Here is a 12,392-nt window from a genome sequence, read left to right as displayed (position 1 = left end):
GACTACTTAATTATATCAGTGTCGCCGTAGCGACTCGTCAGAATTAGAAGGTAATCAATATGTTGCAAGTGAATGATTTACACGTCTCCGTCGAAGGTAATGAAATCCTCAAAGGCCTGACCCTGACTATCAAGGCGGGTGAAGTGCACGCCATTATGGGACCCAACGGCGCGGGTAAATCGACTCTATCCGCGGTCATCGCCGGTAAAGATGGCTACGAGGTCACACAAGGCACGATTACCTTTGAAGGCAAAGACGTGCTCGAGATGGAAATTGAAGAGCGCGCCCAAGCCGGTTTGCTGCTGGGGTTCCAGTACCCGGTGGAGATCCCAGGGGTTAAGAATATCTACCTGCTGAAGGCGGCGCTTAATGCCCAGCGCGTAGCCCGCGGCGAAGGCGAAATGCCCGCACCGGAGTTTATGAAGCTGGTGAAAGAGAAGCTGGGCTACATGAAAATGGACGCCAGCTTCCTCCAGCGCGCCGTTAACGAAGGCTTCTCTGGCGGTGAGAAAAAGCGTAACGAGATCCTGCAAATGCTGGTGCTGCAGCCGAAGCTCGCCATGCTCGATGAGATCGATTCCGGCCTGGATATCGACGCCATGAAAATCGTCGCCGACGGTGTTAACAGCCTGCGCGCTGAAGACCGCGCTATTCTGTTGGTCACTCACTACCAGCGCCTGCTGGATTACATCGTGCCGGACAAGGTTCACGTCCTGGTCGATGGCCGTATTGTCAAAACCGGTGACGCCGAGCTGGCCAAGCAGTTGGAAGCCAATGGTTACGAAGGTATCGAGGAGTCTGTGGCATGAGCGATACGCAAACCTTTTTAGACACACTGAAGGCGCGTAGCCCGCACTATCAGGCGGAGCCAACGTGGATTGCCGCCCGTCGTCAGGCAGGTGCCGCGCGTTTTGAAGCGATGGGTTTTCCTACTCGCCGTGATGAAGAGTGGAAATACACCGATGTGCGCTCGATTGCCCAGGGTAACTTTGCGATCGCTGACAACGCTGAGTTTTCCCAGGCCAGCGCCGCGGCGCTCACGCTGCCGATTGAAGCTTACCGCCTGACATTTGTGGATGGTGTTTTCTCATCAGCGCTCTCGGATGTGGGTTCACTGCCGTCAAGCGTTCAAGTGTTGCCGCTTTCCAAAGCATTGGCAGAAAACCACGAAGCCGTGGGTGGTCCGCTGGGTCGTTTGACTGGGGTGGATTTCTCACCGTTTGCGGCACTTAACACCGCCTTTATGGAAGAGGGCGCCGTGGTGCGCATTGCACCGGGAGCCGTGGTTGAGAAACCCATCCTGCTACAGTTTCTGTCGCGTGCGGGCCAGCCGGTGATGAGTCATCCGCGGGTGTTGGTGGAAGCCGGAGGCCGTAGCGAGGCCACGCTGATCGAGCACTACACCGGCGAGAGCGAAGCGGCTAACTTCACCAACGTGGTTGGCGAGCTGATGCTTGACCGTGGCGCGATCCTGGCCCACTACAAACTGCAGGAAGCGCCACTGGGTGATATGCACGTGGCGAGTATTCACGTTGAGCAGGGCCGCGATACGCGCTATACCTCCTACAACTTGAGCCTGGGTGGTGCGCTGGTGCGCAACGACTTGGTCAGCGATTTGAACGGGCAGGGCGCGGAAACCAACTTCTTGGGGCTGTTCTTTGGTCAGGGTCGCCAGCACGTCGATAACCACACCAAGGTTAACCACAATGCGCCGCTGACGTTCTCCAACGAGAACTACAAGGGCATTCTGGATGACCGTGCCCACGGGGTGTTTAACGGCAAAGTCTACGTTAAGCGCGACAGTCAGAAGATTGAAGGTTTCCAGAGTAACCAGAACCTGCTGCTGTCGGATCGCGCCCACATCGATGCCAAGCCAGAGCTCGAAATCTACGCTGATGATGTTAAGTGCTCACACGGCACAACTACGGGTCAACTGGACGAAGAGGCGATCTATGCGCTGCGCACGCGCGGTATCGATGAAGCGACTGCCCGCGGCCTGTTAACGCTCGCCTTTGCGGGTGAAGTACTGGATAAAGTCACCTTGGATGCAATTGCCGAGCGCGTTGAGTTAGCCGTCGCTGGCAAGTTGCCTGAGCGCTTTAACCTTGCCGGGCTTGTCGAAGCGGCGGCCGCACTTAACGACTAGCGCAACTACCAGCTCTCAAGGGCTGTACCAGGAGTGACTGATGCCACATACCGTTATTGAGCAGGCGCCCGCGCAAGTGCAAGCACCCTTTGATGTTGCACGTCTGCGCCAGGATTTTCCGATTCTGGCCCGTGAAGTGCACGGCAAGCCGTTGATCTATTTTGATAACGCGGCGACCAGCCAAACGCCTCAACAGGTGATTGACGTGTTTAGCGATTATTACTCGCGCTATAACGCCAATATTCATCGTGGGCTGCACACCCTCGCCGATGAGGCGACGGCGGCGTTTGAAGACACGCGTCACAAGGTTCGGGCGTTTCTCAACGCGGAGGATGTGCGTCAAATTATCTTCACACGCGGCACCACGGAAGCGATCAATCTGGTTGCGCAAAGCTGGGGACGTAACAACCTAGCGCCTGGCGATGAAGTGCTGATTTCAATGTTGGAGCACCACTCTAATATTGTGCCCTGGCAGCTGCTGGCTGCCGAGATTGGGTTTACCATCAAGGTGATTCCGGTTGAGGCCAACGGCGCGTTGGATATGGCCGCTTACCGTGGGCTGCTCAGCGAGCGCACTAAACTGGTGGCGGTCAATCATGTCTCTAACGCCCTGGGTACCGTTAACCCAGTGCAAGAGATGGCAACGCTTGCCCATCAACAGGGTGCGCTGATTTTGATTGATGGCGCCCAGGCAGCCCCCCACCAAGTGGTCGATGTGCAGGCCATTGATGCCGACTTCTATGCCTTTTCGGGTCATAAAGTCTATGGGCCGACCGGTGTGGGTGTGCTGTACGGCAAGCAGGCATTGCTTGAAGCAATGCCGCCGTGGCAGGGCGGTGGCGAGATGATCAGCGCCGTCTCTTTTGATGCCGGCACAACGTTTGCTGCCATTCCGCATAAATTTGAAGCGGGCACGCCCGCGATTGCCGAGGTAATTGCCCTTGGCCGCGCGCTGGAGTGGGTTGAGAGCGTAGGCATTACCGCTATCGGTGAGTGGGAAGGGCAACTGCTTGACCATGCGACCCGAGCGGTAGGCCATATTGATGGGCTGCGTATCTTGGGCACCGCACCGCAGAAAGCGGGTGTACTCTCGTTTGTGGTGGATGGCGCGCATTCGCAAGATATCGGCCTGTTAATCGATCAGCTCGGTGTCGCTATTCGTACCGGCCACCACTGCGCCCAGCCGTTATTACACCATTTCGGGGTAGACGCGACGTGCCGTGCTTCGTTTGCGGCGTATAATACGCTCGAAGAAGTGGATAGCTTTATTGAAGCACTCCAGCGCGTGATTGATATGGTGCGCTAAGAGCGATTATTCAAAGGCGCCTATTTAAGGAAAGTTATGGATCTTGAGCAAGTTGCCAGTCTCGAGCGAGGCCAACAGTTACCGCTCCAACGCGATGTGGAAGCTATTGCCATTCCGTTTGGCAGTGCTGAAACGCTGGCTGAAGATAGCGTTGTGAGCGTGATGCAGGCGAAAGGTAGCTCGGTGAGCGTGGGTTTTGAAGGGCGCCTCTATTTGATTGAGGGCAGCAACTTAGATGCCTTGGGACTTGAGTCGTTACCGCGCCCAACGCTGCCAGAGACGGCCACTGAGGAAGAGCTTGAGCAGTTTGTGTGGGATCAACTGCGTACCTGCTTTGACCCTGAAATCCCCGTCAATATCGTTGATCTGGGTCTGGTTTACGGCTGCCGTATCGAGCGCCTAATCAGTGGCGAGCGGATTGCTACTATTCGTATGACGCTGACGGCGCCCGGCTGCGGGATGGGCGATGTGATTGCAGCAGACGCACGCAATAAGATTCTCGGTGCGCCACAGGTTAGCAAAGTGCACACCGAGATTGTCTTTAGTCCTCCCTGGAGCCGTAACATGATGAGCGACGAGGCTAAACTTGAACTTGGCATGTTCTAAGTCCTTTTTGGATAAGTCCTTCTGGGAAAGGTCCCGCTGGGGAGCTGGGTGCACAACGTGGTGTTGATGTGGTTAAAGCGTTTATTAATGTCGCTAGGAGCCCTGTTGCTGCTGGCGACATTGCTGTTTATAGCGGGCAATTTTTGGGTGCTGGCGACGACGGCTGCTTACATAGAGCGTCAACCACAGCAGTGCCGTCCGGCTAAAGTGGCAATCGTCTTTGGCACGTCTCACTGGACGCGCAGCGGCGTGCGTAATCCCCACTTTCATGCCCGCATGCGAACGGCGACCACGTTAATTGATCAGTCCCAAGTCGAGCATTTGCTACTTTCGGGCGATAACCGCACCCAGGCCTATAACGAGCCGCGTGCGATGTGGCGCGAGCTTTATCGGCGGGGCGTAGCGCCAGAGCAGCTAACCATGGATTTTGCAGGCTTTAGCACCTATGACACGCTAGCGCGTGCGCGGGATGTTTTTCAGTTGGATAAAGCGCTGCTGGTGACTCAGAGCTGGCACCTTCCCCGCGCGGTGTTTATTGGCCTTGCGTTGGGCATGGATGTCACGGGCTGTGTTGCGGATGATCCTACGGTAGACGTCGAGTGGCGTTTGAAACTGCGTGAATGGGCGGCACGAGTGGCCACCCTGGGTGATCTATACATATGGCAAAGAGAGCCCTATTTTCTAGGCACACCGGAACCGATCGAGTTTAAAAGGCGGGTACCAATAGATCTGATCCTTCCCTCACTGGACGAGCGTTTTACTGCCCCTTAGCGGTGCGTTTTACGCTTTTGCAGCGCATACAGCTCGCGAATCAGTTTACGGCATTCTTGCATGCACTCATCGACTACCGGCTCAATTGGGTCGGGTAGAGGGTGAGTAAACAGCGAGGAGAGCGCCTGCATCAGTACCCGTTCTTGCTCTAATAGCTCATTGATCAATACCTGACTATCGTTGCCGACGAAGCTTTTTAGGCGACTCCACAGCCATAAAAAGTCATCGCGTTCGACGTCCGCATCACGCGGCAGCATTTTCAAATGCGCACGGGCAAGCTCCTGCAACTTACGCATCTGCTTAAGCCGTTCCGTGTAATGCGGCTTTAACGCGTCGCGCAGTGAGGGTCGCAGGCGTTCGATATTGTCTTGGAAATAATCAATGCTATCGGCCAGCGCTTCCAATACGCTGTCCATCGCCACTTGGCGATTATCGAGAAACATGAGCGTCTACCTCCTTCGGTGACGCAGATTGTGGGGGTGACAGCGTCGATTTGCCACCCCCTCAATGGTTTATTTTTGCATTAACGCCTTAACCTTTAGGCTTGGGCGGTGCTTTACGGGCGGGCGTGGCATTTTTTTCAATATGTTCAATGATCATGCCCGCAATATCTTTACCGGTAGCGCTCTCGATGCCCTGTAAACCGGGAGACGAGTTAACTTCCATAATCACCGGACCATGGTTAGAGCGCAGTAAGTCGACACCGGCAACACGCAGGCCCATGGCCTTGGCGGCGCGAATAGCCGTGGAGCGCTCTTCAGGGGTGATCCGGATCACACTAGCGGAACCACCGCGGTGCAGGTTTGAACGGAACTCACCATCTGCTGCTTGGCGTTTCATCGAGGCGACGACTTTATCGCCGATCACAAAGCAACGAATGTCGGCACCACGCGCCTCCTTAATGTACTCCTGCACCATAATGTTGGCTTTCATACCCATGAACGCCTGAATCACTGATTCAGCCGCTTGGTTAGTTTCCGCCAATACCACGCCAATCCCTTGGGTGCCTTCAAGTAGTTTAATCACCAGCGGGGCGCCTTTGACCATGGTGATTAAATCGGGAATATCGTCGGGCGAGTGGGCAAAGCCAGTAATTGGTAGCCCAAGCCCTTTGCGTGACAGCAACTGCAGCGAACGCAGCTTGTCCCGCGAGCGAGTAATAGACACGTTGTCGTTAATAACGTAAGTGCCCATCATCTCAAACTGGCGTAACAACGCGCAGCCGTAAAAGGTCACCGATGAACCAATGCGTGGGATCACTGCATCAAAGTGCTCAATTTCCTGACCTTTATAGTGAATAGAAGGGTTGTGCGAGGTAATGCTCATATAGCAGCGCAGCGTATCCACTACACGAGCGGTATGCCCACGCTGCTCTGCGGCCTCAACTAAGCGGCGAGTAGAGTACAAATTGCGATTGCGCGAAAGCAGAGCGATATGCATGTAGAGGGCTCCGAGCCTGGGTAAAGGCGACAATAGGGATTAAGGCTCACCGTGCAAAAATGCAGCACCTGGTGCGACCAGTAAGCGTCGCATGGCACGGCGTCCTAATAGCATCGGATGGCGCATATTGCTGCGGTCAGTAAGCGTCAGTTCAACAGGAAAATTTAAATCGCCCATTTGCATCGGGGTACGGATAACATAACGCCACTCGCTATGGCCGTTAGAGCTGGTGACCCGGCGCCGATCGTGCAAGTGCAAACTGTAGCGGTGGGCCGGCGTTGCCGGGCCGCCACTGTGAGTAATAAAACTTACCCACAGTTGACCATGTTCATCTTCATGTGTCTCTATGTCTTCTGCATGTAAAGCAGACGTGCGGGCGCCAGTGTCTGCTTTGCAGCATAGGTGAAGCCCTAGCTCAGGTAGCGTCACCATTTCGCGGCGGCCAATAACCGCTTTAGCCTGATAGGGTAATTCCTTCACGGCTCACTCCTTACAAATAAAAGTGACAACATCAGATTAAGCGTTTCTATGTGACAGCATCATGGCTAATCGGCGTTGAATAGGGGAGCCATCGGGTGCGTCGCGTAGTGCCATCATAACCGGTAAGCGAAGCCGCGGTATGAGCGCCAAATCACGCACCACGGCGGCAAAGTCGGTACGCTCATCTTCCGCCAAGCGCTGTAAAAATAGCGGCAGGCGCTGAGCATCTTCAAGATGCCACCAGCCGCGCCCGGCAATGGCTGCCAACACATCAGGCCCGCAGGCGGCAGTATCATTGAGCAAAGCCGTGTACCAACCGCCCACCTCGAAAGCTTCAGTGTTGCCTACTGCGCGAAGACACGCACACAGCGTTTCCACATCGCCCTGTTGAGCGGCTACTTCACCACGCTGGCGTAGCGATAAAACTAACGCCTCTGGCAAGGATCGGTGCTCTAAACAGTAGCATAAGGAGTGGACAACCGCGGTAGGCAGGGGCGCAATTCGCGTCGCCAGCGCTTCAGCGTCAGGCAGTTCCATGCGAATCGCGTAATCGGCAATTCCCTGTAATCCTAGCGCTTGCCAGTCGATGGTTTGCTGGTCGCTAAGGTAGGCGTCAACCGGTTCAAAATGTTGACTCGCAGGCAGCCCTCTATCATGGGTGGCGCGGGCATTGAGTACTGCTTGAAAGGTAACGCTGGGGGTGAAGGCGAGAGGATTATCCTTCATTAAATGATCGACGTCCGCTGTTTCCTCACGGCCCACTTGAGAAACCGCGCGTCCTAAGGTCTCAAGCAGACGATTTAAAAACGCATCGCGCTGGGCAGGGGCAAGCATTCCTTGCTCGTCGACCGGCAGGGCTAAAAACCAAATGGCTGGCTCAGGCATATCGCCGAGCTTAAACATAATGGCTAAGCGCGCCTGGCCTTGCCATGGCTCTGGCCAGGCCATTTCGCCACGTTCAAAAGTAGCCAGTGACTCCCGTGGACAGGCCACAACATGGCGGCCCATATGATAAAGGGAAACCTCGGCACCACTGCGGGTAAAAAACTCATCAAGGGTTTGAATCGGTTGCATGACATCCTTCCGCGTTGCAAGCCTGCACTCTACCTTGATGATGGGTCACTGTCAGCCGCAGAAGCTGATAAACATCGTTCAAATGACATCCCCTTCATGACAGTACGGTTAAAAATTAAACAACTAGGCGAAAGCCCCATGAGAGTAGGCGTTGCGACACCTTTCCATAGTTTATCCACAGGCTCATGCAGGTTTTCTGTGGGTCTATGGATAACTATTCTCAAACGATCTTGATTGGCAAGCTGTCCACGCAGCAGGGATAATGATAGGACGACTTACTTTTTATTTTCCAAGGTAGTGATAAACCTATTTATGAGTACTTATCAGCCGCTGCAGACTGCGCTTTTAGAGCTTGAGGCTTCGATGAAAGCCGCCGACTTGTGGCGTATGCCAACACCCGATGCAGAAGCGTTCGCCAGCCAGCAGCCGTTTTGCATCGACACCATGTCGTTGCCGCAATGGATCCGCTTTGTGTTTATTGCCCGTTTAAATGCCTTGATCGATGCCCGTGCTGCGATGCCCGCTAAGTGTGACGTAGCGCCCGCTGTGGCAGCCTATTTGCAGCAGGAAAAAACGCCTGCTCACCACCAACTGCTCATCGTTCAGGCGGTAGAGAAGGTCGACCAGATAGTCACCGAGAGTTGATAGGAAAGTGCTGAAAAGAATGAGTAGTGGGTAGGCTCATAGCAACAAAAGCCTGCCAGGCAGGCTTTTGGGGATAACATCTAACCCATTTGCTTAGTCCGAAGGAGGGCGAGCGGCATCAATTAGCCGCTCACCTCCTAATCACCGATAACTAAGCCCTAAGCGCCGACCTATTCAGCCGTTGCCAGCAGGCTGGCGTTGCCACCTGCTGCGGTGGTGTCGATGCACAGATGGCGTTCCACCACGTAGCGATCCGGCGAGATGGTCTGAGTCTCGAGCGGTATGATGGCGCCGTCGCGCTTGGCTAGCGCAATGCGCAGCTCACGGGTCCAGCCGCTGTTGCCAGTGGCGGCAACCGCCGCAATGTCGTTGACTTCGCTCAACGTCTCGGCTGAAACACTTCCCTCAAGCCCGGCCACTGGTGCCCCGGCATCGATCAGCGGTTTCACAGCCTGCTCGGCACCGGTCGCGACCACGACGGCTGCACAGCCCGCGCCGAGGGCCTGCGCCGCTTGAGCAATGGCGATATCCAGGGTTGCTCCAAGGCACAGCACCACGCCCTTCGGGTACATCGCCAGACGGTTGCTTTCGCCCGTTGGCCCTGGGAGTGTCTGCGGCGTCATATCCAACGCTGCCGCTTCTGCAAGCGCCTTGCGGATCACGCCGTTTTTGCCGGAGAGTGCCTTGCGCAGTACCTCGATCCGATTGGGTCGTACCGCCCAGTTACGGGCATCCAGCCCGACGAGAGCCGATTGGAGATCGTCAAGTGTCACGGTGTTCCCCTGCGGCGCCTCAACGCGCTCAGCGTCGGCGGTACGGCGGAAGCGATTCACATAGAGCGGGCCGCCAGCCTTGGGGCCGGTGCCTGAGAGGCCCTCGCCGCCAAACGGCTGGGAGCCTACGATGGCGCCGATCTGGTTACGGTTGACGTAGACGTTGCCGACATGGATGCGCTCGACGATCTGCTGCACGCGGTCGTCAATACGAGTATGCAGGCCGAAGGTCAGCCCGTAGCCCTTGCCGTTAATATCATCGACGACCTTGTCGATATCCCGCGCCTTAAAGGTAGCCACGTGCAGTACCGGGCCGAAGATTTCACGTTCAAGATCTTCAATGCCGCCAACTTCGACCACCGCCGGGGTGACAAAGGTGCCGGTTTCTGGTGCTGTCAATTTCTTCAACACCTTGCCGTTCTTCTCGTGTGCCGCCACATAGTCATTGATCTCGGTCTGGGCGTCGGTATCGATGACCGGTGATACGTCGGTATCAGTGTTCCAGGGGTCGCCAATGGTGAGCGCGTCCATGGCGCCGTAGAGCATACTAAGCAACCGATCGCGCGCCTCTTCCTGGACATACAGCATGCGCAGCGCGGAACAGCGCTGGCCAGCCGACTGGAAGGAGGAGATCAGGATATCGCGCACCGCCTGCTCAGTGAGCGCCGTGGAGTCGACGATCATGGAGTTGAGTCCACCGGTCTCGGCGATCAGCACGGCATCAGGTCCGGCGTTCTCGGCCAGCGCCTTGTGGATGATCTGGGCCACCGGGGTTGAACCAGTAAAGCAAACACCGGCGATGCGTGGGTCGCTGGTCAGCGGGCCGCCTACCGTTGGGCCGTCCCCAGGCAACAGCTGTAGGGCCGCTTCCGGCAAACCGGCTTCGCGCATGAGTGCGACGGCGCGGGCGGCGATCAGAGGTGTCTGCTCGGCAGGCTTGGCGAGTACCGCATTGCCAGCAACCAAGGCGGCAGCGATCTGGCCGGTGGTGATGGCCAGGGGGAAGTTCCACGGGCTGATGCAGACGAAGATGCCGCGGGCGCTACCGGGCTCCTCCGCCTCCAGCCGCTCGCCTTCGTTGGCGTAGTAGCGCAGAAAGTCCACCGCTTCGCGCACTTCAGCGATGCCATCGAACATCATTTTTCCCGCTTCGCGGGTGGCGATCACGGTCAGCTCGGCGATGTGCTCCTCGTAGAGGTCGGCGGTGCGGCGCAGCACCGCGGCGCGTTCTGACGCGGGGCGGGCTGACCAATCGCGGAAACCTTCTTCGGCGGCGTCGAGGGCAGCGGCAACCTCTTCCGGGGTGGCCTCATGCACTTTACCGATCACCCGGGTACCGTCGGCGGGGGAGACGGCATCGCGCGCCGGGCCCTGTGGTGCAGGGTTGCCTACCAGCATAGGCCCTGCGGTCCAGGTGGCGTCGGCAAAGGTTTCGCGCGCATCGAGCAGCGGCAGAATCGAGGCGGGTTCGTTGATGCGATAGCCCTTGGAGTTCTTGCGATCAGGCTCGAACAGCTCGCTGGGCTGGCGGATCAAGGGGCTTGGGATGTCGTTGCCGAGCTGCTTAAAGCCTTCAATGGGATCCTTTGAGACCTCGCTTGGTGGAATCGAGCTATCCACCACCTGGTTAACGAACGAAGAGTTCGCGCCATTCTCCAGCAGGCGGCGAACCAGATAGGCCAGCAGGTCACGGTGCGCGCCGACCGGGGCGTAGATGCGGCAGCGGGTGCCTTCCGACTCCTTGATGATGTGGTGCAGCGATTCGCCCATGCCATGGAGGCGCTGAAACTCGTAGCTGCCCTTATCATCGCCCGCCATCTCCACGACAGCGGCACAGGTATGGGCGTTGTGGGTCGCGAACTGTGGATAGATGCGGTTGCGTCGGTCGAGCAGCATCTGGGCGCAGGCCATATAGCTGACATCGGTGTTGACCTTGCGGGTGAAGACAGGGAAGGTCTTCACACCCATCTCTTGGGACAGCTTGATCTCGGTATCCCAGTAAGCGCCTTTCACCAGCCGCACCATGATCTTGCGGTTGTATCGCATGGCCAGTTCGTAGAGTGTCTCGATCATCGGCGCGGCGCGGCGCCCGTAAGCCTGCACGACCACCCCGAAGCCATCCCAGCCATCGAGGCTGGGGTCGGCCATTAGCGCTTCGATCACGTCGAGGGACAGATCCAGCCGGTCTTGTTCTTCGGCGTCGATATTGAAACCGATATTAGCCTTGGCCGCCTGCTGTACCAACTCTTTGGCGCGTGGCACCAGTTCTGCCATTACCGTGTCGCGGTGGGTGTATTCATAGCGCGGGTGCAGCGCCGAGAGCTTCACCGAGATGCCGGGGCTCCCGCGCACGTCGCCCTTGGCCTGCTCGGCGATGGCGGTAATCGCCTCGGCATACGCCTGGTGGTAGCGAACGGCATCGTCGTCGGTACGCGCCGCTTCGCCCAGCATGTCGTAGGAGTAGGTATAGCCCTGTTTTTCAAGTTCGCGGGCATTCTTCATGCCTTCTTCGATGGTCTGGCCGAGCACGAACTGGCGGCCAAGAATCTTCATCGACTGGCCAACCGCCTTACGCACTACTGGCTCGCCCAGGCGGCGTACCAGCCCGCGCAGTGCCCGTGTGGGCCCTTTGGGGTCTTCTTCCAGTACCTTGCCGGTTAGCAGCAGTGCCCAGGTCGAGGCATTGACCATCGATGAGGATGACTTGCCCAGGTGGGCGCCCCAGTTAGACGGCTCGATCTTGTCGTGGATTAGGTCGTCGATGGTTTCCGCATCGGGCACGCGCAGCAGCGCTTCTGCCAGGCACATCAGACCGACGCCCTCGGTGGTTGAGAGCCCGTACTCGGCCAGGAATGCCTCCATCATCGAGGGCGACCTTTCCTTGCGCACACGCTCTACGTACTTGGCGCCGTCGGCGGCGACTTTTTTGCGCTCATCCTCCGACAGCTTGATACGCTCGACAAGACCGTGCAGTACATCTGCCTCATTGGCGTCGTAGTGTCTGCGAATGCGCGAGCGTAGATCACTCACGTCGCTATGCAAATGATCGTTCATACAGGTCTCTCCTTGCTAGCCGACACGTAGCGTTGCTGCATCGGTTAGGATGTCTTCGTTCTCAAACCTCGAGAGGGCTCCCGCAGGAGCCCTCTCG

11 protein-coding genes are annotated in these 12,392 nt (G+C 57.1%); 6 read left to right on the top strand and 5 right to left on the bottom strand.

All coding sequences use genetic code 11. The features are described 5' to 3' along the window. Positions 1-59: 59 nt before the first annotated feature. From sufC to ACQE2I_RS11115, 5 genes are all read left to right on the top strand, one after another. Entirely contained in the window at positions 60-809 is a 750-nt protein-coding gene (gene sufC, locus ACQE2I_RS11135; RefSeq protein ID WP_427028176.1) for a Fe-S cluster assembly ATPase SufC, read from the top strand. Next, positions 806-2,146 (top strand): Fe-S cluster assembly protein SufD, encoded by a 1,341-nt coding sequence (sufD, locus tag ACQE2I_RS11130; protein ID WP_427028175.1) that lies wholly within the window; start codon positions 806-808, stop codon positions 2,144-2,146. The genes sufC and sufD overlap by 4 nt, the downstream gene beginning before the upstream one ends. A 40-nt stretch (positions 2,147-2,186) precedes the next feature. Continuing rightward, the gene (locus ACQE2I_RS11125) at positions 2,187-3,452 is read left to right on the top strand and encodes a SufS family cysteine desulfurase (protein WP_427028174.1); all 1,266 of its coding nucleotides are present in this window, start codon (positions 2,187-2,189) and stop codon (positions 3,450-3,452) included. A 36-nt stretch (positions 3,453-3,488) separates the two neighbouring features. Beyond that, a complete protein-coding gene (gene sufT, locus ACQE2I_RS11120; protein WP_427028173.1) occupies positions 3,489-4,058 on the top strand; it encodes a putative Fe-S cluster assembly protein SufT in 570 nt (189 codons plus the stop codon). An 87-nt stretch (positions 4,059-4,145) separates the two neighbouring features. Then, positions 4,146-4,829 carry a SanA/YdcF family protein gene (locus tag ACQE2I_RS11115; protein ID WP_427028172.1) on the top strand — a complete coding sequence of 228 codons (684 nt, stop codon included), beginning with the start codon at positions 4,146-4,148 and terminating at the stop codon, positions 4,827-4,829. On the opposite strand, the gene ACQE2I_RS11110 is transcribed toward ACQE2I_RS11115, so the two are convergent. The 4 genes from ACQE2I_RS11110 to ACQE2I_RS11095 all read right to left on the bottom strand — a co-directional run bounded on the left by ACQE2I_RS11110 (position 4,826) and on the right by ACQE2I_RS11095 (position 7,823). Beyond that, positions 4,826-5,272: a hypothetical protein gene (locus ACQE2I_RS11110; protein WP_427028171.1), complete on the bottom strand. Its 447-nt coding sequence runs from the start codon at positions 5,270-5,272 to the stop codon at positions 4,826-4,828. The genes ACQE2I_RS11115 and ACQE2I_RS11110 overlap by 4 nt on opposite strands. A gap of 88 nt (positions 5,273-5,360) precedes the next feature. Further along, on the bottom strand, positions 5,361-6,269 hold the full coding sequence (gene rimK / locus ACQE2I_RS11105; RefSeq protein ID WP_427028170.1) for a 30S ribosomal protein S6--L-glutamate ligase: 909 nt from the start codon (positions 6,267-6,269) through the stop codon (positions 5,361-5,363). Positions 6,270-6,308: 39 nt separating this feature from the next. Continuing rightward, positions 6,309-6,749 carry an ATP-dependent zinc protease family protein gene (locus ACQE2I_RS11100; protein WP_427028169.1) on the bottom strand — a complete coding sequence of 147 codons (441 nt, stop codon included), beginning with the start codon at positions 6,747-6,749 and terminating at the stop codon, positions 6,309-6,311. A gap of 36 nt (positions 6,750-6,785) precedes the next feature. Beyond that, positions 6,786-7,823 carry a DUF3549 family protein gene (locus tag ACQE2I_RS11095; RefSeq protein ID WP_427028168.1) on the bottom strand — a complete coding sequence of 346 codons (1,038 nt, stop codon included), beginning with the start codon at positions 7,821-7,823 and terminating at the stop codon, positions 6,786-6,788. A gap of 312 nt (positions 7,824-8,135) precedes the next feature. Between ACQE2I_RS11095 and ACQE2I_RS11090 the strand changes: the two genes are divergently transcribed. Next, entirely contained in the window at positions 8,136-8,468 is a 333-nt protein-coding gene (locus tag ACQE2I_RS11090; RefSeq protein ID WP_427028167.1) for a YqcC family protein, read from the top strand. 170 nt (positions 8,469-8,638) lie between these two features. Here ACQE2I_RS11090 and putA read toward each other — a convergent pair whose 3' ends face one another. Then, a complete protein-coding gene (gene putA, locus ACQE2I_RS11085) occupies positions 8,639-12,295 on the bottom strand; it encodes a bifunctional proline dehydrogenase/L-glutamate gamma-semialdehyde dehydrogenase PutA (RefSeq protein ID WP_427028166.1) in 3,657 nt (1,218 codons plus the stop codon). Positions 12,296-12,392 lie beyond the last annotated feature (97 nt).

The organism is Halomonas sp. H2, from assembly GCF_050215315.1.
Taxonomy (GTDB): domain Bacteria; phylum Pseudomonadota; class Gammaproteobacteria; order Pseudomonadales; family Halomonadaceae; genus Vreelandella.
This window is presented reverse-complemented; position numbering and strand designations above follow the sequence as displayed.